This is a genomic window from Polyangiaceae bacterium, assembly GCA_016715885.1.
In the GTDB taxonomy this organism is placed as follows: Bacteria; Myxococcota_A; Polyangia; order Polyangiales; family Polyangiaceae; genus Polyangium.
The window spans coordinates 592,550-616,756 of the sequence record JADJXL010000001.1 but is presented as its reverse complement, the minus strand read 5'-3'; the positions used below and the strand labels follow the sequence as shown (position 1 = coordinate 616,756).

At 60.7% G+C, this 24,207-nt stretch carries 12 protein-coding genes; 5 read left to right on the top strand and 7 right to left on the bottom strand.

From position 1 onward, the window contains the following. Window positions 1–416 precede the first annotated feature (416 nt). On the top strand, window positions 417–1,796 hold the full coding sequence (locus IPM54_02600) for a hypothetical protein (GenBank protein ID MBK9258707.1): 1,380 nt from the start codon (window positions 417–419) through the stop codon (window positions 1,794–1,796). Between the two features lie 56 nt (window positions 1,797–1,852). Continuing rightward, complete coding sequence (locus IPM54_02595; GenBank protein ID MBK9258706.1) at window positions 1,853–6,739, top strand: metallophosphoesterase; 4,887 nt, start codon at window positions 1,853–1,855, stop codon at window positions 6,737–6,739. Window positions 6,740–6,796: 57 nt separating this feature from the next. On the opposite strand, the gene IPM54_02590 is transcribed toward IPM54_02595, so the two are convergent. From IPM54_02590 to IPM54_02565, 6 genes are all read right to left on the bottom strand, one after another. Beyond that, entirely contained in the window at window positions 6,797–7,348 is a 552-nt protein-coding gene (locus tag IPM54_02590) for a hypothetical protein (protein MBK9258705.1), read from the bottom strand. Further along, window positions 7,345–10,683: a hypothetical protein gene (locus IPM54_02585; protein MBK9258704.1), complete on the bottom strand. Its 3,339-nt coding sequence runs from the start codon at window positions 10,681–10,683 to the stop codon at window positions 7,345–7,347. Before IPM54_02585 ends, IPM54_02590 begins: the two co-directional genes overlap by 4 nt. A gap of 426 nt (window positions 10,684–11,109) precedes the next feature. Then, window positions 11,110–11,784 carry a hypothetical protein gene (locus IPM54_02580; GenBank protein MBK9258703.1) on the bottom strand — a complete coding sequence of 225 codons (675 nt, stop codon included), beginning with the start codon at window positions 11,782–11,784 and terminating at the stop codon, window positions 11,110–11,112. A 146-nt stretch (window positions 11,785–11,930) separates the two neighbouring features. After that, the gene (locus IPM54_02575) at window positions 11,931–12,935 is read right to left on the bottom strand and encodes a hypothetical protein (protein MBK9258702.1); all 1,005 of its coding nucleotides are present in this window, start codon (window positions 12,933–12,935) and stop codon (window positions 11,931–11,933) included. Between the two features lie 7 nt (window positions 12,936–12,942). Next, the gene (locus tag IPM54_02570; protein MBK9258701.1) at window positions 12,943–13,725 is read right to left on the bottom strand and encodes a hypothetical protein; all 783 of its coding nucleotides are present in this window, start codon (window positions 13,723–13,725) and stop codon (window positions 12,943–12,945) included. Between the two features lie 59 nt (window positions 13,726–13,784). Further along, window positions 13,785–15,335, bottom strand: a complete 1,551-nt coding sequence (locus IPM54_02565; GenBank protein ID MBK9258700.1) for an alkaline phosphatase family protein — start codon at window positions 15,333–15,335, stop codon at window positions 13,785–13,787. Between the two features lie 114 nt (window positions 15,336–15,449). Between IPM54_02565 and IPM54_02560 the strand changes: the two genes are divergently transcribed. The 3 genes from IPM54_02560 to IPM54_02550 all read left to right on the top strand — a co-directional run bounded on the left by IPM54_02560 (window position 15,450) and on the right by IPM54_02550 (window position 20,173). Continuing rightward, entirely contained in the window at window positions 15,450–16,307 is an 858-nt protein-coding gene (locus IPM54_02560; GenBank protein ID MBK9258699.1) for a hypothetical protein, read from the top strand. A 144-nt stretch (window positions 16,308–16,451) separates the two neighbouring features. Beyond that, entirely contained in the window at window positions 16,452–17,936 is a 1,485-nt protein-coding gene (locus IPM54_02555) for a sugar porter family MFS transporter (protein MBK9258698.1), read from the top strand. A 128-nt stretch (window positions 17,937–18,064) separates the two neighbouring features. Next, window positions 18,065–20,173 (top strand): hypothetical protein, encoded by a 2,109-nt coding sequence (locus tag IPM54_02550; GenBank protein MBK9258697.1) that lies wholly within the window; start codon window positions 18,065–18,067, stop codon window positions 20,171–20,173. A 33-nt stretch (window positions 20,174–20,206) separates the two neighbouring features. On the opposite strand, the gene IPM54_02545 is transcribed toward IPM54_02550, so the two are convergent. Continuing rightward, entirely contained in the window at window positions 20,207–24,193 is a 3,987-nt protein-coding gene (locus IPM54_02545; protein MBK9258696.1) for a hypothetical protein, read from the bottom strand. Window positions 24,194–24,207 lie beyond the last annotated feature (14 nt).

Here is a 24,207-nt window from a genome sequence, read left to right as displayed (position 1 = left end):
CCTTCCGCGCAACGCTCCAAGGTGACTCCCGAGCTCGGATCTGCCTTCCGCGCAACGCTCCAAGGTGACTACCGAGCTCGGATCTGCCTTCCGCGCAACGCTCCAAGCGCAACGCTCCAAGGTGACTCCCGAGCTCGGATCGGACTGCCGCGCAACGCTCCAAGGTGACTCCCGAGCTCGGATCTGCCTTCCGCGCAGCGCTCCAAGGTGACTCCCGCTCGAGCGTGATGCCGCCAGATGCTTCGAGAAGTGCTCTCGGCGACAGGTTGCGGACGTGTTCGACCGCTCGCGCGCAGTCGTCCGTGGAAGAGTTGTCAGAAGCACGATGTCTGCACCCGCGGGACGACGGTGCGATCCGTGACCCCAAAAACCCGGCTTCTTGGCCCCGACCGGGGAATCTGTGGTAGGGTCGCGCCATGCCGGGCACGCCGCGCGAGATTTGGGCCGAAATCATGAACCGCTTCGATCCGGAGCGGGTCCCGCCGCGCGAGTGGCGCGCGGAACGCGACGAGAGCCCTGCAACGAAGATCGTGCATGCGCTCAATCGCCAAACAGCTTCACCCGAAAAAGTTCTTCTCCTGGGGACTGTCGGCAGCGGCAAGAGCACCGAGCTCTACCGAATCGCCGAAGCCCGGGCGCAAAAAGGCGACGAATTCGTCATCGTATTCGATCTGGTTCGGCACTTTCAAACCGTGGTGGGTGACGTTCAAGCCCTCCAGCACGTCAGCTCGTGGGAGGTTTGCTTTTTGGCGGGTTTGGCGTTGATTCGCGCAGCGAAGGATCAACTTGGTTATGACTTCCCGCCTGATCTCCAGTCACAACTTGCAGAAGCGTGGACAGGGCTCGCGCGAGCATCGCAGGTACAAGGCTCGGCGCCTCCGAGCATCGACATTCTTGCTGTAATCAAATCGCTCAGCCTCACGGTCTCGGGTGCGGCGGTTCCCGTCGCAGCAGCGCTTGGTGCACCGGCAACTGCGGGCGCGCTTGCCGCTGGAGGGCTCAAGGTACTCTCTGAAATCGCTGGTGCTGGCAAATGGACGCTGCCCATTGGCCGAAAAGGGACAAAACGTCTCGATGACCAAGACGAGCTGATGACGACGCTCGTGGACAAGGTCAATCTCTTGCTGGGCGCGTTTCAAGGCTACAATCGGCGCGTTTTGATGATCATTGACGGCCTGGATCGCGTCACGGACATCGAGCATGCCAAGGCGCTGTTTCTTCATTCGCAAATGATTGCGCGCCTGGATTGTGCGCTCGTGGTTTGTGCTCCATTCGTCTTGCGCAATGAGAAAGCCGTCACGGAAGCGCGCGTATTCCGCTTGCGGACGCTGCACAACGTGCCGGTCATGGATCATGCGGATCCGCGAAAACATGGCCCTGGCGTGGCGTTCTTGGGGGAAGTCTTTCGCCGCCGCGTGCGCGATTTGGGCGCGGAGAGCTTTGTTCCTTTACCCTTGCTCGATAAGCTCGCCTATTATTCTGGCGGACTCTTGCGCGATTTCGTCAAGAGCATTGGGATGCTCGCGGAGCGCGGAGTCGACGACAACGCGAGTGTCGTCACGGCTGCGCATGTCGATGATGTGATCAAGGAAGCGCGACAGCTCGTTGAAATCGGGATGCATCGTGGCGACATCGATTTGCTTCATGCCATCGTAAAAGATCCTGATCATCGTTTGCCCGACGGAAAAATTGCACGAGAGCTCCTCACCTCCAGCCGCCTTTTACCCTACCCCAACGAATCGGAATGGTTTTACCCGCATCCTCTCCTGACGTTGAGTCTGGTGCGCGTTCAGTAGCGCCCTGGATCGAGCGAATCGCGAATCATTTCCGGCTGATTCGGCTGGGCACGATCGTGCTCGTCGACGACCCGAGCGACGCGCAGCTCGGACCGTTGGTGCGTGGCTTGTCGCTCGATTTCCCGGATCTTTGGGTGATCACCGAAGCCGCGCGGATGGACGATGCGCCGCAGGGAGCGGTCATTGTCTTGGTCGCACGCCATGAAGATGCCACATGGTTGAATTTGAATCGCCCCATTTTGGCGGATCGAGCCTTCAAGGTGGTGCTGTGGTGCAAACGAGCGGTGAGTGAGCACCTCGTCAAAAAAGCTCCGGATTTCTTCAATTGGATTTCGCGGCGTTTCGAGTGTCCTGCGGGTCCGCCTGAATTTGCGGTTCAGGGGCTGCAAGCTGCATTGCGAGCTCGAGCGTGGGCGGTGGATTTCCGTGGTCGAGGACTCGACGAGGTGTTTGCGGCAGCCTTGCCGAAACGAAAGCTGATTCGTGTGAGTGCGTCGGCGCCGGACGAAGTGCTGGAGAAAGCGGCAAAAGAAGCGGGGCCGGCGTGGATTGCGTGGACGAACCTATTTGACGAGCGGGGCGTCATGCGGGTGCGTCGGATCGTGAATGGAGCGCATCGTCGAGGGCGCAACATTTTGGAGAATGCGCGAGGGACAGCGCCCGAAGCGTGGCCGGTGTTCGATGCGTTGATGAACGTTTCCCAGGCGATTGGCGCATTGGAGCGGGCGGGGTTGCCTGCGGCTGGTCGACTGGCGGCGATGCTCGAATTGGAGCCCGAAGCGATTACATTGGCGGCCGAGGAGTTGGCGCGTGGAGTGGCGGTTGCAGATATTGTGACGGCGATTCGGAACGCGGCGGATCCGGGTGCAGCATTGGCGAAACGGGCGGAGGAAGCATTGGCGCTCGATCCGGTCCAGGTGGCAGCGTATCGCGCTGCCCCGCCAGTACTTCGTGCATTTGCGATGGATCCACGGGTGCGGCAGGCGCGAGCTGTTATAGTTGGACATACCGGTGCGACGCTACCACCGTTGACGGAAAAAATACCTCAGGATGCGGACGGAGGCATGGAGTTTGAGCGGTTATTGCGCCAACTCCTCCCGATCTACGCGGGGCAGCGCCGCCTCCATTTATCTACGACTCACAAGCTCGATGCAGGTAGCAATGCCATCATGCCGGACGGGCTTCCAGACATGCCGGGTACCGTTGCGTTTTGGTTTCATTGGCCAGACATTGACTCATACGAAATACGTCAAACATTCCAGGACGCGGCGAAGGACAAGAAAATCGCACACTGGGTCGTCGTGACTCCATACGATCTCGCAACATTTCAAGATGAACTACCCGCCTTGCCCTGGCGAAGCCCAACGATCAGCAATTACACGTGGGACCATACCTGGATTGAGCAGCTCCTTCGCAAATGTCCCCCTCTCCTTGCCCGCTATTACCCCGAAGAAGCTCGTGCCTATCTGCCGGGCTACGACGGCACCGACTTTGGCACACTGGCGACACGTTATCGAAGGAAACTAACAAGCTTTCACGATCGGCTAAAAACATTTGGAATTCCACCTGAAGCCCGCCCACGTGAAAGCCGTATCGAGCTTCCCCTCGCGGAGCTTTTCATTCCGCTCCGTCTTGTCCCGGAAAAGAACAATGCAGAATCATTGAACTTCGCACGTGCTCTAAGCGAAAGCAAGAATGGCGTCGTGCTTGCAGATCCCGGAATGGGCAAGTCCACGCTGCTGGCGTATTTGGCGCTCGTCTTCGCCGGTGGGGTCCCCTTCCCGGGTTTTACCCCTACACCGCGCACGGTCCCAATGCACATCTCGCTGCGCGATTTCGTGCGACGCCAAAAGCAGCAGCCTGGCCTTTCGTTCCTCGATTACCTGGAAATCGATGCCCGCGAGCGATTCGGTTTGTCAAGCATGCACCGCGCGTTTTTCGAAGCGACATTGCGCATGGGCGAAGCGGTCGTGCTGCTCGATGGTCTCGACGAAGTGGGCAATGAAACGGCTCGACACGCCCTTGCGGCATATATTCGCGCTTTCCAAGCCGAATACCCCGAAAGTCGCTTTTGGGTCACGTCGCGCATTTACGGATATACCGAAAACGTCAGGCTCCCAGAGACGTTTGACCATTACCGCATCGCGCGCCTCGACGACACGCAAATCAACGATTTTGTTACGCGCTGGTACGAGCATCAAATCGGTGAACCGCAAGAAGCAGCCGCGCAAGCCAAGTCACTCCAGGCCGCGATACGTCGAACGCCCGGTGTAAAACGTTTAGCCGGTAATCCGCTCTTGCTCACGCTGATGGCCTTCATTCACCAGGGTTTGCGCCGATTGCCTAAAGACCGCGGCGAGCTGTACGACAAATGCATCGACATGCTCCTCAAGACCTGGGAGGAAGCCAAAGTCGGCGATGGGGAGAACCCGAGGAGTATCAAGGGACTCGCCCTCAATGAGTCGACTCAAAAAGACTACCTCGCCCATTTGGCCTTTTTCATTCAGCAAAAAAATCAGGGCGGAGAAGATGAAGAAGCGCGCGGTCTCGTCTCTCGGCGCGAAGCGGTCGATGCATTGGCACGGCGACATCTCGTGCGAGCGCGTCGCGAACGCCCCGAGCTGACCGATATCGAAGCTCGCGATGAAATGTCAACGTTCCTTGACTATGTTTGTGATGGAACGGGATTGCTCTTGGATCGCGGCAACGATCAGATCTCGTTCATTCACTTGTCGTTTCAAGAATACCTTGCCGCATGGGTATTTCTTTGCGGGACCGATCTTCCCAAAGGGCCCGAGTTTTTCCTCGAACACCTGGGCGATCCTGCATGGGAAGAAGTACTGCTCTTGCGGCTGTATATCGTGCTTCTCGGAGGCGGCGGCGGAGAAGCGGAGTTCGATCAAATTGTCGGAGCCATTTTGCGAGCGCTCGAGCGGAAGAGCAGTCCCGAAGGATGGTTGACGCTGGTGCGGGCCATTCGGGACGATCTCGAATTTCGCGAGGGAGACCGAAAAGAGATCTTGCGGCGGGCCATTGGATTCTGGTTGCAGGCGCCAGCGTTCCCCGGCACGTGGTTTGAATCGCTGGAAGAAGTGCGGCTGTTTGGCGAACGCACACGGGATATTCTGCGTAAGCTGATTGCTGAAATGCGGATCCAGGCGCGAGAGCCAGGGGAAGTGATTCACCTGCTGCGCCTGGAATCTTTTCTTTATGCTTTTCCCAATGACGCGGTAGAATGGTTGCAAAGGCGCTCGGACCTGCCTGATCTGCTTGTGGATCTCATTTTCTTCTTCGACGAAGAACCCTCAATTCAACCCTTGCTCGCCAAACATGCGAAACAGATAGATCTTGTGCGCGGGGTGGGAATCCGGGATTGGGCTTTCATATATCGAGTGACCGTGCGCTGGATGGTGAATCCTCCATCAGTGGCGGCGACAGAAGCGGCCACGGCAGTGCTTTGGAACCGGATTCTCACGAAGTCGCCTAGGGTAGCGCCAAACGATTCGAGCAGTTTCAATCAGACACGGCTGAAACTGGTCGAAAGCGCAACATCTGCCTGGGAAAGGCATTGCAAAACGTTGACGAATCCGTCCGGTCTCACGGCAGCGCTTGTCATTGCGAATGCTGCCTTTGCGACACTGTTTACAGGTTGCGAATACAAGCTCCCGTTCCCCCCGGACATTAGGGATCCGTTCGTCCACTTTTCGCATCTGCTCTATGAACGGTGCATTTCACGTAATCCCGAGACAAACGCGGACGCCATCAAGCACGTGCTTGCCAATCCCGCCCCCGAGCTCCGTCCGCTGCTCGAAGCCGTAGATCTCATCAAGCCCACCCATGCCGCATCGGAAACGGTTCGCCCCACTGTAACGACCGAATCCCCTGCCCCCAAAGAATCGCCCAAAGAGCACGTCCTCTTTTCGTGGATTCACCTCTCCGACATGCATTTCGGCCATCGGAACACGAGCCACCAATGGGACCAAAAACTCGTGCTCGATTCGCTCCATCGCGATATCACCCGATTGAACGAACGCGATATCCCCACACCGGAATGCATCCTCCTCACCGGCGATATCGCTTTCAGCGGCAGCACCGAGCAATATGCCGATGCCGCCGTTTGGCTCGACAAGGTAGCCTCCACGCTGGCCATCACGCGCGACCGCATCTTCGTCGTCCCCGGTAATCACGACGTCGATCGCAATGTCGACCGCAAGGACCGCAATGTGGCACGCCTCATCCGAGGCCTGCGCGATGGAGACGACCTCGTCGACGACATCCTCGAAAACGCCGACGATCGCGCGCTCCTCGCATCACGTTTGGCAGCATATCTCGCATTCGCCGCCGGCTATCCATCCGTACAAGCACCCGACCCACTTTTTTGGGCCCACGCATTCGTCTCGACCCATGGACTTCCCGTGCGCATCATTGGTTTGCCCACGGCACTACTCGCCGCCGGAGACATCGACCACGGCAAGCTGCGTTTGGGCAAAAAGCCGCTCGCGTCCACATTGAACGACGCGCACAAAGACCGCGAGCTCGTCCTGGTTCTCACGCATCATCCCTTGCGCGGTGGATGGCTCGCCGATCAACGCGACACGGATAGCTGGGTGCAAAGCCGCGCGCACGTGCACCTTTTTGGCCACGTTCACGAATCCGATTCCGAGTTTGCTCGATCAGGATCCGGCGCAGGCATTCTGCGCATTGCTGCCGGTGCCGTTCACGGCGATGTGCTCCCGCCCGGAATACCGGCAAGTCATGGGTACAGTGTCGGCACCGTCATTGCCAATGCCGAGGGGAAGTTGCGATTGCGTATCTGGCCGCGGCTCTGGTCGGAGCAAAACAAGGAATTCCGCGTCGACGTAAACAATGTCCCCGAAGGACAACCCTACGCCGAGCACTCGCTCGATGGTCGTCTGCGGTTCGAGGCTTCTCCCAAATCCTGAGCAGCTCGTGGCCACCTTCGGTGCGTGGGCCAGGAAATGCGTCGTCGTGCTACGGTTTCACTCGCCCGTGAGCGCTTCTTCGGTCCACGTGACGTCGATGTCGAAATCGAAATACCCGCGGGCCGTGGCGCGCAACGTCCGGTCCTCGCGGCTGTACTCCTGCACCAAAACCTCGCCGCCAGGCGTCGAGATCCCGCCAAACGTGAATAGCTCCAGCGGCGCGCCTTTCTCATCACGAATCGATACCGCGCCAAGGAAATAAGGCGCCTCGAGCCCCTCCGAATTCACCTTCGTCTCGCTCGTGATGTCCTTCATGTCGCTCGGGAATGCAAAATCGAGCGATATCGTCCACCGCTCCACGTCCTCGAACAAGGCGCAACCATTCACCTTGGCCCCGTACGTCGTCTGCGTCGCGAGCAGCCATTGATCCGACGGCGGAGGCCCCTCCTTCATCATCACGTCGAGCTTGCCCGTCACAGGATGAAAGTCCTGGTCGACCTCCACGTTCGAGCAACGCAGCGAACCGCGGTCGAGCGATTCCTCACCACACCCGCTGGCGAATAGAGCGGCGAGCGCCGCGAAACTCCACATTGAAAAAGACGTCTTCATCGAAAGGACCTTTCTGGACAATGGCCTGCGCGCCGCTTGCGTGCCCACGCCACCGCAAGAGCCACGAGCCACCCAAGCTGCACGGAAGGGTTGTCATCCGAAGACGCCGCGCGGCACGCGCACGACGCGTCGTCGTCCTTGGAATCGGGCCAGGGGATCGGCGTGAGATCGGGATCGGTACCTCCAACCCATGGAGGCGGCGGAGTCATACCCAAATACTCCCAATCCGAAAGCTCCCACGTCGTCCACGGGACAACCGTCAATGCCGTGAGGTTCTCGGCCTGAATCGTGTCGAATGCATGGAGAGCTTGCTCGTGCCGCCGCGGATCGAGCTTTTCAATGCGCTTGTCCCACCGCGCCGGCCTGAACGCCGGACGCAGGCGCAACAATCGATCATGATAAAATGCGCTCGCCGAATCGTACCCGAGACCCTCGGTCGCATAAAGGACATGTCCCGACGGCAAGGCCGTGAGGTGCGCACGTTTCACGTTGGATTCGAGTACGACCGAGCCGACCTTCGACGCGAACCTCCATAGGCTCATGGGATACTCGGAATACACGGTCTCCGTGAGTGCCTCCACCTGCGCGCCGTCGCCTCCGCACACCGCGGCAAGGTTTGCGACGAAGGGCATGCCGTCGGCGTCGGCATAATACACGAGGCCGTCGCGGAAATCGGCCGCGACCACGGACGGGAGCGTCGGCTGCACGTTGCCACCAATGACGCACGCCGCCTTTCCCGCGCGACCCCACGCGAGCCAGCCGCCGTCCACGGCAACGACGCCCGATGGGTCGGGAATCGGGAGCGCGTGCGTCGTGCCATCAGGCAGCCGTAGTTCGCTGTCGGCATCGGCCTCGGCAAGCACCACAATGCCACCCTGCCCATACACGCATGCCGCCGCCGACGTTTGCGATTGCAACGTAATGCCCGTCGGCGCGTCCGCCGCCCCGTCGAGCGCCAGTTCGAAGAGGCGCGCTTTTTCGCTCGCCGGCTTCTCCACGATGCACACCCGCTTTGCGTCGTCCCGCGCGCCGAGCGCCACAATGGGCCCGAGCGCCTCGGCCTCGATCGCGCTCTTGCCGGCTGCGTCGAGCAGCGATTCGAACATCGGCCGGTCGATCCATCGATGGGTGCCGCCTTTTCGCGTGAGCCGATAAAGCGCCCAATCCGGCTCGCTCAGCGTCACGAACGCCCCGCCCCCCACATTGCGTAAGTTCGCGAAAAACAGCGCCTCGCCCGGCTCGAGCTTCTCCGGAACGGGCACCCATTCCTGGTAAACGTAAATCTGCGTCGTGTAGTCTGGCATCACCACCGGGCTGTCAAAGCCACACAGCGTGATATCCCCGACCGATACGCAGCCGCCCGTCTCATCGCTGGTCGAGGGCGGCATCGTGTACCACGCGTACGACGTGCCCTGCAAAAGCCCGTCGCGGAACCACACGCCGCCGCTCGGCGGCATGCTCTTTCGCCCGTAAGGCTCGCCAATCGTGCGGAAGCCCTGATCGACGTTGTAGAGGACTCCGCCCTTGCCATTGTTTTCGGCGAACATGCCGAGCGCCACGGCGCCGTCCCCGAGCGGCGCGAAGTTCGGCTGCTTGTCCTCGAACGCCTGCAAGTGCGCGACGCGTTCGGCGCGCGTGTCGCTGACGGCCACGAGCCATGCGCCTCGCGTCTGCGTGTGCAATGCGAAGAGGTTCGTCTGGGTCGGCGCGTGGTAGCCGGCGGGGGCGACGTAGTGGACGTCGAGGATCTCCTCGGCCGGGTCCTGACAACGCGTAGCCTCCTCCGCGGGTGATCCCAGGATCGGGCAGGCCGTGCGATCGAGGTCGATGACAGCGAACGCCTCGCCATTGCGGTAGCGCATGATGCGCTTGTCATCGTCGACGCGCTGGTAGGTGGTCGCGCCGAACCCGGGATCGTGGGCGGTGTCCGGCTTGCCCGCGGTCGTCGTCTCCATGCCCGTCGCGACGTCGACAACCCTGTTGCCGAGCAGTGCGTGGGTCAGCCCGGCCGTGAATTTCGGCGACGTCCCGTAATCGAAAAGCTCGCTCCGCACCGGCGCGCCGTCGCCTTTCAGGCAGCGAAAGCCGCTCATGTCCAGCACGCGGTGACATACCGCGCCTGGCCACGCCCCCTCGATGTGCAGCCCGTGGACTTCGACCATGCGAGCGCGGAAGAGCGACCAGTCGCCCATGCGCATCGACGGCGCCAGTTTGGGGGCGACGTCCGTGCGTGCAGGACCGCTTTGTGGGTCTTTGGGGTTGGTTTGGAAGAAGCGCACCTCGGTGCCGTCGAGCACGCCGTCGTCGTCGGCGTCGCCGTCGAGTGCCGGCAGGCCCAGCGCAAGCTCTTCGGCGAGGGACAGGCCGTCGCGATCGGCGTCGAGGCGGCTCGGATCGAACGTGACGGGGTGAGCCACGTTATCGAGGAGAGTTTGGAGGAAGGGTTCGGCCGTGCTCGGCACGAAGTTGCCGAGCGATGAAGGCGTCTGCACGAGCCCTGGGGGGAATCGCTGCCGTAGAGCAAGGCCGTCGGAGTCGACGAGGCAGAACCGCGGCCAGCAATCGAGCAGCGTCGTGCCGAGGGCCGCGCTATGAGCGATCGGCGCGGGCTGGACCGCGGCCGCGCGCATCACGGACGGCTCGGCGATCACGTGTATGGTCTTGTCCGGATCGATGCGCACGAGCCATGTAGCCGTGGCCGCCTCGCCATCGATCCGTTGCGCCACGAGTGCGATGAGGCGTCCCGCGCCGTCGATGGTTGCGCTGGCCAGGTAAAACGGCTCGACCACGGGCGTGTTCGTCCACGGGTACGGATTCGGGAAAGCGGCGAACGCCGTCTGGAGCATCGCGCGCGTCACGAACGGCGTCGGGGGCGCGGGCGCGTCGAGGGACATGGTGTAGAAGCCGTCCTGGGTTGGCAGGTACACGGTGCCGTCGGGCGCGGACGGCAGCCCGCCCAGAAAGCCGTTGTCGAGTGGTGGTGGCATCTCCGGGGCGCCTGGCTGCAATGCGAGCGCTTGCTCGTAGCTCACGCCGCACACGGCGCGGTACACGGCGAAGCCATCGGGGTTTTCGCCGCCCAAGCTGCCGGGGTTGGCATCGTAGCCCCAGGCGAATGCGTAGAGGAAATCCGAGCCAATGCGGGCGGTGCCCTGCAATCCGTTCCATCCGTAGCCGAGGTCATTGAGGCTTCCCCCCGAGAGCACGTCGGGACCTCCGCAATCGAGCTGCGTGCCGACGCGCGCGAGCCACTGTTTCTTTTCTGCGTGGACGAAGAGCGCCCCCGCAGGCGCGTAGAACCCGTCGCCGAGCGAGTAACCGTCGGGGCTTTTCACATCGGCGTGTGCTGCGGGTGCGAGGGTGAGCAGGGCTGCGCAGGCAAGTGCGGAAAGGGGTAGGCAGGAGCGATGAAGGAAGCGATGCGCCATGGGCGCCAGGATCGCCTTGCGCCGCGGGTACCGTCAAGAGGTGCGCGGCAATTTGGCGTCACCATGGGTCGTACCGATGCGGAAAGGCCGTTGGCAAGGCGTGAACATGGGTCATGCCGATGCGGCGCGACTCATATTGAGGGTGCAACATGGGTCGTACTGAACGATCCTTGGAGCATGGTGAGGCATGAACATGGGTCATGCCGATGCGGTACGACCTGCGGTAAGGGCTCGACATGGGTCGCACCGAACGATCTTGGAGCATGTTGAGGCGTGAACATGGGTCATGCCGATGCTGCTCGACCCATGTTCACGATTTTTGGGCGGGCAATCTCAGGGATTCGGCGTGCTGGGGGGCGATTCGGTGTCGGGGTCCGATTCCGTATCGCCATCCGATTGGCGGAAGAAGGATTCCACCCAGGATTTGGGCAAGCCTTTTGCGACGGCGATTTTCAAGAGTTCCGCATAGGTCGTCGTGCGCAGGGCGTTGACGCCTTCTTTCCATTCGAGCACGTCATTGGCTGAAGAATGGCGATTTCCCATGGCTTTGGCTCGATCGTCGAGCGCGGTCACGGCGCCGTCTGCCAATGCATCGAGCTGTCCGCCGAACGATTTGCACGGGTGCTCGGGCGCAAGCTTGGCGATTTCGGGCACGATGACGGTTTTCGTCGTTTCGCATTGCTTGCGGAGGTTACGGCGAATGAATTTGCCCGGGGCAATGTTGAAACACCGGTCGAGCAGCTCGGGGGCGGCGGCGCGGGCGAGCGCTCCGAATTGCACGGTGGTGGCATCGATGCGTTCGTTGCGAACGGCGACCAAGGCTTCGGCGCGGACGACGTTGCGTCTTCCCAATCGCTCCTTTTTGAAGAGGGTTTCCCAATCCATCAGGGCGTCTTGAAACGCGGGTGCCAATGATGAAGCATCGGGATCGGCGGATAGGCCGGCTTCTGAGTATTCGATTTCTTCGAGGAAATAGATCAAGCTGCGGCTGAGAGCAATTTTGCGCATGACAGCTCCTCTGGGTGGCTGAGGTGGGTATGGATTGCGCTTGCGGAAGGTAATCGCGCGATGTGGGCGGGGACAAATTTTGTGAGACGTTTTTGTGAGGAGCGTGGGTTCGGGGGGTCGGCGTGCATCTTCCCCGCGCTCGACGACTATTGGACCCCGGCCTTCAGCTTGTCCCGTAGCTTGTGGTGGGCCTGGAGGGCACTCTCGCAAGAGCGACGCATGTCGGGCGTGAGCGTCGTATCTTCGAGCCGCTGTTCGAGCTCCGTGATGATCGGTTCGAGCACCGCAAGGCCTGCGTCGAGCTCGCCATTTTCTGCGCAGCACCTCGCGTAGAGTCTGCTCATCGTGTTCCGCCGCTCTTCATTCGTAAACCCTCGCAGCAAAAGCTCTTCCCAGAGCTCCCGGCAGACATCGTGGGGCTGCTGGGTTTCGCGTGCGGACTTGAGGAGCGACTCCGTGATGCGCCGCTTCGTTTCCACGGCGTGGAATTCGTCATCCCCCGCGCGCTCGACGAACTCCGCTTCGATTTGGCGATATTCGCGCGCTGCTTCCTCGAAGCTCAGCTCCTCCTGGAGCTCGCGAAAGTAGACCGCATTGATGCGCGCGGTCAACGCCAGCTCTTCGGGATCGAATGGTCGGCTCATGGGCATGAGGCGCTCACGAACACCGGCTTTGAGCTCGTTCCGTACTTCGTTGTGCATTTCGAGATTTAACCCGAAGACGTCAGGGTCTATCGGCGTGAGCGTCGTGTCCTTTGGGTACTGTGCGACCTCCGCAATGAGCGGTTCGATCACCGCGAGGCCTGCGTCGAATTCGCCATTCCATTGGCAGCACCGCGCGTAAGCTCGGCCCATCAGATGCTTGAGGTCTACGACTGAAAACCCCCGCTGAACCAACTCTTCCCAGATGTCCCGACAAACCTCGTGGGGCTGTTTGGTTCTCTCCGCGTCCATTAGTAGCCACTGCGATATGTGCCGCTTCGTTTCTATGACCCGGGATTCGTCATCCCCCGCGCGCTCGACGAATTCCACTTCGATTTGGCGATACTGGCGAACCACTTGCTCGAAGCTCATCACTTGCTTGCGCCCCATGATCGCCATGCTGCGTTTGACGAACTCCGCTTCGAACTCCACATCTCGGTTCATGCTCATGGTCCCCTCAACGTCCCCAATCTCGATTCCAATACTCGCAGGATCCGTTTCCCACCTCGGTCGGCCAAGATTTTAGTCGCTGGCACACAGATCGGCACGTTCCGCATCTGGACTCCTTCCAGTGATTACCATCCTTTCGGCTGATGTGCGTACCCATGCACCTTACGTATCTGTCGAGGCATTCGTCTTGGCCTTCATCTTCGTCATCATCTATTCTCGGAATCCTCCGCAGCACGTCTGCCACTTCTTTCCCCGCCTTGTCCACCACTTTCACGGTCACTGCAAAGACAATCGTGTATGCACCTGCTTCGAGCACCAATTCGCTGACGACGATCGTCACGCCCGCAACGACGACCACGATGGGTGAGCTCGTGAGCGAACGTTCTGCCGCGTTCGGATGCTCGCGTCGATATTTCAGGGTCGCTACGCCCTGACGCAGGGGTTCTTCGGCAATGGGCATGGCACGCAACGCATTCCGCATGCACGCCCCCAAGTCGTAGGCAGTGTTGGGAATATCGTCAATCGTCACGTCCTCTTTGTCGCCGTCTTCATCCACATAAACCTTCGCGTCGAATCTGTGACGCCCCGGCTCCAACTGAGAACCATATTCGGCCACGCAGTCGCTGGCTCGCGCGAGCGTGATATCTGGAACATTGGGGTGATCGACTCTTCCCTCTGTTTGGGAAGCTCGTACCGGACCAAGACGACTCGTGCAGCCGAGCGGCGTCAGCCCCATCGTAACAGCCCCCAAAAAACCCATCGCTGCTATCGTACGCATATGCTCATGCATCGTCACCCTCCTGATCGATGTCGTCAGGCTCTTTCGCACCCGTCGGAGCACCGCCTCCATCAACGTATGCCGAGCGTGTCGAGAGCCACGGGCTGCTCGAATAACACTTCACCGCGTTCGTTTTTGCATATCAAGCGCACCTCGGCCCCCACGCGGTCGAGATCGATGTCGACGATGCCATAATTGCAACTATCGATGCATTCGGAGACGAGCCCCGGGTCTTCGTCGTCAATCGATTCCATCCATGGCTCATTCGCAAGAGGGCTCGCCGTCAGCTCCCAAAAGTCCGGCCCGAATCCACCCGGCAACCTGCGCCCTTCGCAATGGAAAAGGTTTGCCATGTGCAGATCGCCGCTCACGAAAACGACGCCACGGATGTTGCGATTTTCAATTTCGCGTAAAAGAAAGTCGAGCTCGCCAGGCGCGTTGAGGCGAAAGCATTCCCATTGCTTGCGAACCGCCGCTTCAGCCAAAACCTGCGTCGGTGACGCGACGATTTTCATGGCAGCGTCGCTCTGCGTCAGCGCATCGATGAGCCACTCGAGCTGCTCTTTGCCAAGCAGCGTCTTGGCCGACGCGTTCCTGTACCAACGACTATCGAGGAGAAAGAGCTCCGCCGGTCCCACGCGCACGGACGAAAATAGGCCCGCGATACCGGACGTGCCCCACCGAGCATTGGCCCACGAGCGACGAAATGCGCGCATCGACATGTCCTTGCCGGGAAAACGACTGTCCGCGTCGTTCGGGCCAAAATCATGGTCGTCCCACACGCCAAGCGTTGGGAATTGCGCAATGATTCGCGCGAGCGATGGGTTGTTGCGTGCACGTAGCTGCGCCAGCATCATCGTATGCTCGGTTTGCCAATCAGGAGCCCCATAATAGGTGTTGTCACCAAGCATGACGAAGCACTCGGGGCGCTCGTTCGCGATGGAATCGAAAATGGGCAAGTCTTGGCGCCAATACCATTTGAAGCACGAACCAATGGCGATCCGCACGGCCCGGGCACTCGCGGACGGGGCAAGAGGAAGCGGGTAGACCGGCGTTTGGCCATGTTCATTTTCCAGCCAATACGAATGCGTAGCGTCGGGGCGTAAATCATCGACATGGAAGACGATGCATGACCAGTCGCCCCATTCCGGCGAGCGCACGATACGACGCGTTTGCCCATCGGCCGATTCGACCACCAGCGTCAAGGGCGACGTGCCTCGAGCTTGGACCCAAATCCGCGCGTCACGTTCACCCACTTCGCCAATCATCGGGCCGGCAAGCAGCGGGCCTGCCGAATGACTGCCCCATCCGCCAGGAAAGCCGCCTTCATTTTCTTGCGGCAATCGAAGTCGCACGCCATTCCACGTGCCACTGCGTCCGTCCGTGGCAGTCCATTGACCTTGAAAATGATTGGCCCCGTGGTCGAAGTCGAATTGGAATGTTCCCTCGACGGCGTTTCCACGCTGTACCCACGTGCCTGAAATACTGCCATCGCGCAGCGTTCCTTTGACATGGCCGTCGTGATGCGTGTACGTCCCTTCGACGCTGTCGCCAACGAGCGAGAGATGAAGAATGCCGAAATCGGTGTAATAGGAACCGCAGATTGGTAGCGGATGATTCATGACAAGCTGACCCCTTCCCCACTTGGTGCAAAGCGTAGAGTAGATGATCGGCCAAGAAAGTGCAAACGAATTGGCCCTTTACAACCGCTCGCTTTCGCTGGTAGGCTCGAGCGCATGTCGGAGCACGGCCATTTGTTTGATGAAGTGCGGCGCATCGTGCAAGCAGGGCGCTCGAAAAAGGACCTCTTCGATGCGGTCAAGACGATGACCGCGGACCCGAACACCGCCAGCATTGCCGGCAAGCTGCGTGGTTATGCGGCGAAGCTGTGGAACCAGGCCGAGTTCGAAGAAAAGTCCTGGCGCGGCGTCAGCACGAACGACCGAATCGACAAGGCATTCGAATTCCTCGAACAGGCGGGCATCTTCGCCGCGCAAGACTACTGGTGTTGCAGCAGTTGCGGGCATTCTGCGGCCGCCGAAGCCATGACCGAGCGGAAAACACGCGGATACGTCTTTTATCATCAGCAAGACACCGAGCGGGGGGTCGAAGGTGAAGGGTTGATGCTCGCGTATGGCTCGTACGAGGGCGAGGACGAAAAAACAGTGGCGATTGCACGCGAGATTTGCGCAGCGCTCGATCGATTCGGCGTTCCTCACGAATGGAATGGGTCGCCCATGACGCGCATTTTCGTCGAGCCATTCGAATGGCGAAAACGACGCGCAACAACGGTGCCGCCGATTCCACCAGGCGAGAGGGGAAAGGTTCTCTCACGAAAACCGCGCGACGATTCGGGTGGAGATGCAAGCACCGAAGAAGCTGCGCCGAAAACGCCCGAATTCGACGCTCGGCTCACGCATCCCGACGGTCGGGTCTGGATGGCACGCATGGGCGACGGCGCGCTCGAGCTGCGTATTCGCGACGCCGAAGGCGACGAATTCAATCGCGTGGTGAAATCGAAAAACCCGCGGGCGGATCTCGAATCGAGGATCGCCGAGCTTCAGGCGGAAGGTTTTTCCGTGGCGGGGGACTGATCCGCGGCAATCAGCTCCGTTGAATCGGGGGCGGAACGCAAGCAGCCGCTCGACCGATGGACGGCTATTTGCTCAACATCGACAAGGTGCCGAACGGCCTCGCACGTCGTGCTCGTGTGGCACTGGCAAGCTCGAGGGTCATTCATGAAAGAACGGGCCGGCGGGAAACTGGGACATGTCCTGGCAATTGTCGTGGCCGCCGCGCTCGGCGGCTTTCTTTTTGGCTTCGACACCGCAGTCATCAATGGCGCCGTGCCCGTTCTTCAAAAAATGTTCATGGCGGCCGGCGAGCCGGGCCGCATTCCCTTCAACCTGGGGCTGCCTGCCACCCGTGCGGCGGCGGATTTCTGGATCGGGCTCTCCGTCGCCATGGCGCTCGCCGGCGCTGCGTTCGGCGCGTTCTTCGCCGGGCCCATTGCCGATGCGATCGGACGAAAAAAGAGCATGGTGATTGCCGCAGCCCTGCTCTTCGTCAGCGCGCTCGGCTCCGGGGTGCCTTTTACCATTTGGGACTTCACGCTTTGGCGAATCATCGGCGGCTTGGGATTCGGTGCGGCAAGCGTGCTAGCGCCAGCATACATTGCCGAGGTCTCGCCGGCGGACAAGCGTGGCCGGCTCGGCTCGCTCCAGCAGCTCGCCATCGTGACGGGCATTTTCATCGCACTCACGAGCAATTATGCGCTCGCCCGGGCCGCTGGAGGTGCAGGGCAACCATGGTGGTTCGGCCCGGCCGCATGGCAATGGATGTTCTGGATGGAAGCCATCCCGGCCCTCGTCTGGGGCGTGCTCGCCCTACGCATTCCGGAATCGCCACGATACCTGGTGGCGCAAAATCGAGATGGCGAGGCGCTCGTCGTGCTCGGCAAAATTCTCGGCGCCGAACAAGCGCCTGGCAAGGTCGAGGAGATTCACCAGAGCCTGCGTCGCGGGCACAAACCACGCATGAGCGATCTATTGGCGAAAAGCGGTGGCCTCTTGCCCATCGTTTGGCTCGGCATTGGCCTGAGCGTGTTCCAGCAGCTCGTGGGCATCAATGTGGTGTTTTATTATTCGAACCTGCTCTGGCAACTCGTGGGGTTTGGCGAAGAACGCGCGCTGCTGCTCACCGTCATCGGCGGAGCGACGAACGTGGCCACGACCTTCATCGCCATTGCACTCGTCGATCGCGTCGGGCGGAAAGCATTGCTCATCGCAGGATCGGCGGGCATGTTCGTCTCCCTGTCGGTCATGGCCTACGTACTCGGGAGCGCGCCGATGTCCGCCGAAGGGCTACCGAGGCTCGGGGAATCCGCGGGGCTCGTGGCCCTCGTTTCACTCAATGTATTCGTATTTTCATTTGGGTTTTCCTGGGGCCCCGTCGTATGGGTCATGCTGGGCGAAATGTTCAGCAACCAAATCCGTGGCGCAGCCCTCGCCGTCGCCGCGGCGGCGCAATGGATCACCAATTTTTTGGTATCGCTCACGTTCCCCACCATGGCCTCGGTCTTCGGACTCGGTGCATCCTACGGATTTTATGCATTCGCAGCGCTCCTCTCCTTGTTTTTCGTCGTCGCATGGATCCCCGAAACCAAAGGTAAAGAGCTCGAGCAAATGGGTGAATTCGAGACGGGCCGGCCCCCGCCCGATTGATGTCCTCCCGTCCGGGACGACGCGCGAGTCCCCGCATTACACACCTTCGCAATGGGCCAACATATGCTTTTGCATATTCGTGCGCCGCGCAGGGCTCCTTTCGCCCGCTCGCCGCGCACGAGGTCCCCATGTTCGATATGCATTTTCGACGATTGCTCGCAGCGTCGCTGCTTCTTTGCAGCTCATGCGCGGGGAGTGATTCCAGGACCGCCGCCCCGCTTTCCACGTCTCACAAATCCCTCGGCGAGGAAATAGCCAAAGACGAACCACTTCGGTTCTCGATTACCAGCGGCATCATTGGTAATCATTTTTATCGCGAAGGACCAGTGGCCGCGCATTGTGTCACGAAATCGGGCACGTCGCCACGCCTCGTGGTGGCATTCCCCGCTGGGAATGCGGCGGTGGGCGTGTGGTTCTCGACCCAGGAAAAACCCATTGAATTCCAATTCGTACCGGACACTCGACTCGAGCCGGTCATCCAGGAACGCGGAATGCGAGGTGTGTCGGCGCGGCTCCGCGCCAATGTGGGCCGATTCCGGCTCGATCGGGCCTTGCTCACGAACGTGCGCATCGTGCGCGATTTCACCGTCGGCGAGGAGGCCGAAGCCATTCCCCCCGCTCTTCTGGACACGCTCGCCCACGAAACCGTCCGCGGCCAGCCGCTCGTGCTCCGCCGCAAAACGCTCGACGGGCGGCACATCGAGCTCCACCTCAGCCCCGATAACGACACCGTGCTGACGTTCGAGGAGGACGATCCGGTGTTCATATCGGAGAGCGGCGTCGTCGAATTCCATGCCACCGCGCTCACCGATTACGAGCCCCTCACGCCATTACCCACTGCACGCGTCTTGCGCCCGGGGGTCGGCGGCAGCGAGCGGCTCCGCAATGTGCTCACCTTTCTCTCCTACGAGGAAAAACTCCTTGCCGGCTCGTGGAGGTTTTTGACTTATTTCGGGCGCGATACCCTGATCTCCGTCCTGCTGCTGCTTCCCGTGCTCGAGCCTCCCGCCATCGAAGCTGGGCTCGGCTCGGTGCTCGAGCGGCTCGCGCCCGATGGAAATGTCGCCCATGAGGAGGATCTCGGGGAGTTTGCCGCAATAAAACATTTGCGTGAAGGCCCGCCCATGCCTGCGGACCTGTCACAACCCATTTTCGATTATAAAATGATCGACGACGATCTGCTGCTCGCTCCGGTCGCTGCTGCGTATCTGCTCGACTCACCGGAGGGACGTGCACGAGCGGAGGCATTTCTGTCGAGAACCACTTCGTCGGGCTGGACGTACCGGCACGCGTTGCGGCAAAACCTGGCATTCGTGGTGGCTCGAGCGACCCCGTATGCATTGAAGCCCGTACCCGAACATCTGCTGTCCATTTGGGCACATACGACCATGGGGCAATGGCGCGATTCTCTGCTGGGCCTCGATGGCGCACGTTTACCGTTCGATGTAAACACCGCGCTCGTACCTGCCGCGCTCGATGCCGCGTCGCGGTTATTCGCAAGCGACCTGATGGGCCCCGATCCGGCTGCTGCAAAGGCGACGGACACGCTCGTGCCGCCATGGCTCGAGACGGAGCGCCATTTCCGGATGACGGTGCCCGAGGATATCGCGAAAGAGCGCATTCGGGCGTATGCAATGTCAGAACGGCTCGATCCAGCGCCGGCGCTCGCGTCCATCGATGGTCCGGTACGTTATCACGCGCTCGCGCTCTACGCGCCAGGAGCGCCCTTGCCCGTCATGCACAGCGATACGAGCTTCTCGCTGCTGTATACGCATCCGTCGCCGGAGGTCCTCGAGCTTGCGGCGCAGACCATGATACGCCCGTTTCCGGCGGGACTACTGACGAACGTGGGGCTCGTCATCGCGAATCCGGCGCTCGCGGAGGATCCATCGATCACCGCGGCATTCACGCGTTTCGATTATCACGGCACAGTGGTCTGGTCATTCCAGCAAGCGATGCTGGCGGCGGGCCTTTCGCGGCAACTCGCGCGCAGCGACCTGCCAGCCCGCACACGTGCGCTGCTCGAACAATCGGATCGCGCTGTCTGGCAAGCGATTCGAATGACCGAAGCGCATCAAGAATGGGAGCTTTGGACATGGGAGCCTCGTGATGGGCAAGCCGAGTTTTTGCTTCTCGGCCAAAAGAAAGGTCACGAAGCCGAATCGAATGCCGCTCAGCTCTGGAGCACGCTTTTCCTCGGCATTTCGTCGGCGTCGAGATCCAGCGACATGCGCTGACACTTCTCCGGCTCAAAGCTCACGCCAATGCCGTCATCCCCCCGCATGCTCATGTTTGCCGAAAAAATTGTCGAGCCACTGGCGGGCTCGGCGGTCGACGTCCGCCAGCTTGTCGCTGCTCCACGTCGCCCGCGGCAATGGCACCTCGCGGCGTGTCATCGTCATGCGAGTGGCGTAAAGCTCGCAATACGTCGCCAATGCAAGCGCTCTGCGAAAAGGATTACCCTCCACGCCCTGCTCGACTTCCTGCAAGTGTGCCACCGCGAGCCGCCCGAAACTCTGAAGCTCCTGGGCCTCCCACAAGGCGACAACGTCGATTGCCAGCCGCGCGGCCGTCGCATCACCCTGTGCCAATGCGGCATCCGCCGCGACGACTCGCCTGAGCCAATCCCGTATGACGAGCGCCGAAGGGTCCCATGATCGTTCAATATCCGATAACGGTGCGCAGATGGCCATCAGCTCTTCCGGGTCGCAAGTTCCCTCCTTGTAACTCACGCAGCGATCGAATTCGACCAGCGCCCCTTCGGGATCGTCCAACATGAATTTCGCAATGCCGCGCATGTGGTGAAGATGCTTCGCTTCGGCATCGTCGAGCTGTGCGGGATCGACGCCATCGAGCTTCTGCAGCACCGATTGATGCTGCCCAATGGCTGCAAGCGTGTGCGTGTCGAACAGGCGTACGCGTGGATGATCTGGGAACCTGACAATGATCCGTGCCCCCAGCTCGCCCCCCACCGTCGGCTCGTCGATCCATGCCAGTGCCTGCTGCAGTGCCAGCAATTCGTCTGGATCATTCTTTTTGAGCGCTCGGCGAATTCGCTCCATGTATCGGGACTTTCCGAGCCTTCGCAACTCGGCTTGAATGGCGCGGGCCGGCGCGGCGTGTTTCCCCTGTAGTTCGTGACAATTGAACCGCGACATGTGGATGGAGCCGCGCGGAAGCACCGGAAGAAGAAATGGCACCGACGCTCGCACATTATCGAATTTCGGCGGCGTCGCTCCGAGCATCATGATTTCGTGACGATCGTTGTGGATGGCGAGCAGCGCTGCATGTTCGCCATCGGGCGTGGCCGCAAGCGACGACCGATGCGGGATAGGCAGTCGATACACGATTTCGAGCCCGGCGGATCCTTGTCGGAATCCGACGAGCTCGCAGCCGGATCGCATGCTGAAAAGGGCAAAGCACATTCCAACACGATGGCTCACGACCGCCGTCGCCTCGTAAACGGCCGTCACACCATCCAAAACGTGAAGCGGTGACGAGCCGTTCTCGGCCATTTCGACGTAGCCCCACGGAACGTTCTCGGGGTCCTTCGGCCAATCGGGGTCGGACGTCAATCCGAATATGCATTTTCGGTCGGGGCACGCCACGAGCGACGGTGGGGTCATCCCCATCGGAGCTGCCGCATATGCCACCGGCCGGCCGCGCGGGTCATAGAAAATCGTTTTTTCGTCCGCCTTGTCGTCGTCGGTCAACACGAGCGCCATATAGGGTTGCTCGAGCCCAAGAACGGCTCGACAATAAACGCGAACGCCGAATTGCTCCCGAACGTCACGCACATGCCGCAAGCTGTCGATTTCGAACACGTGCACGATACGCCGCGTGCGGTCCGAATTGTGCCTACCGTAAAAAGTGCTTGCCCATAAATACCGGCCATCGGCGGAGACCGCGGCATCGTCGATGAGTGCATTGGGAAAATCCAATTCCATGAGCTCGGCGACGAACTCGGGAATCGCACTGGCTTCGCCCCAGCGAAGAATGTTCACGCTCCATTGAAGCACCGCCCAATCATCCAAATCGATGGCGATCCATGTGCCAAGTCGGCTGAGTATGTACATGCGACGATTGCGTATCGCAACATGAACGAATTCGATGGGAGACGGCGTGCGCAGCATGACGCGCGAGCGTAATGCCCCCGTCGCAACCTCGATGACTCGAATGAAGATCCACTCGCTACGCATTTGAGGTACGACCAAGAGCAGATCGTCCGGGCCCCCGCGCGGATCTCGAATCATCGTGTCCCACTTGATTTTGGGTATGATGCGAGCGTCGTGAAGCGTGTTCCATTCGGGATCCATTTCATGCCCCGGCGGCGGAACGTCGATGTGCACCGAAAACATTTTCCGCGTCTCTGCACGCAGCTCCGTGCACACCGCCGCATAACGCGCAGCCTCGGCACCGCCCGTGACGCGAGCGAGCTCCTGCGCAATGCCGAGCGCGCGTACGGGTTCGCCCTGTCGCTGATGCAAAATGAGCGCAGCTTCAAGGGCGCGGTGCTTGGTCACCTCCTCCACCCGCGCTCTCAACTCGTTCAATGACCGGACTTCCCCCTCCGAAAGGTGTTTCGGCGTCACGTCGTTCAGCAAGCGACTCGCCAGCAGCGGATCCCCGTCGACGAACGCTCGCCGCGCAGCTTCGACGCGACTTTGCGCAGCTTCGCGTTGTTGTTTTCCCAATGCAACGTGCGCCGCTTTGCGCACGTCATCGGCCGGCCCGAACCCGCTCAATGTTTTCTCGTGCGCGGAAAGTCGTTCGATCGCCGCGGCAGGATCGGTTGCGATGAGCTCCGCTGCGCGATGAAGCGCGATCGTCGCCGCCACGGCAGCGTCGGGTTTTCCACTCCTGCCGGGCGGAAATAGGACATCCAGCCAAGGAAGCATCGGCGACGTAAAGCATTCGGCTACTCTGCATCGAGCCGTCACGGACAACCCTGCATACTGAGCCAATCCCATTGCGGTGTCGCCGGAATTCAACATGCGCATCGCCTCTCTCGCCTGCATCTCCTCAGCGCGCGCTCGTTCCTTGGCTTCGACCATTGCAATGCGCCCTTCCGCCCACGCCGCATCAGCCGCCGTCAATCCCATCGACAGGGCCGACCGCAAAAGCAAAACCGCTCGCAAATCCTCGCCCCCTTCGAGAGCCGCACGCGCCTCATCGAGCTGCGCTTTGCCATGGTCACGCCTCTTTTGCTCGTCAATGGCCTGTTTTACCCTACTTCCCACCTCGCTCTCCGGAAACCGAGCAAGCAGCTTGCTCGCCAATTCTTCCGCGTCTCGCACGTTTCCATTGGCAAATAAATTCGCCACCTCCGCTTCCATCGGCCCTCGCGCCGCACTGCGAGCTTTGGCAACCGCATCCACCAAATGGGCAAACTCCGGATGCGTCCCGATCAGCTCCTTCGCTCGCGCCAAATCACTCGCCGCTTGCGCGAAATTCCCCTCTGCAAGCGCATTCTTCGACAGGTGGACGAAGACTTCGGCGACATGCTCCGCAGGAGGCGTCGTCCCGCGCCTTTCGAGGTATTCGAGCGCTCGAGCCCGTTCACCACGCCGTGCTGCTGCAATGGCCAGCAATGCGCGCACCGTACCGTCGGCAAGAGCTGTCGCGTCGAACTCGTCGTCGATTGCAAGGGCATCATCGTCCGCACCAAGCTGCTCGACCAGCAGCGAAAGGAGCGCCTGGGCAGCCTCGAGCTCCCCCTCGCTCTCATCGACCGCCGCTTCGAATCGCAGCCTTGCAAGCTCGTAATCGTACGCCTCCAGCGCCGCTCGACCTTCGGCAAGCAATGCAGCTACTCCATCATGGTCCGCGATCGACGCATCCCTCGAAACTTGATCATCGACGCTCGGCGTTGCCGCCTTTTTCTTCGGCGCGACCACGAGACGTTCATCGTCCTCACGCGTGTCGATGATGTGCTGAACCCTCGATCGAGCGTCTTCGTCGAGCTCGGCGAGCAGCGTATGGCAAGCGTCGAGGTCGAGCGGACGATAACGAAGGGTAATGGTGCCAGGTGCGTCAAGGGCCGGGACGGCATCGATGTCGTCCGGAAAGCGCCTTACGAGCGTACTTTGAAGGCGGTTTTTCAACGCATATCGTCGAGCTGTTTCCTTGCGATCGAGCCCGTGCCCCGTGGGGTTCACCTCGTGAACGAGAGCAATCAGATCACGCGCATCGGGCCGGATTCGGCCCGCGATGACGTCTTCGAGATAGGCAAGGTTTCGCGACGATTTCTTGGCCATGGCGCCTCACGCTG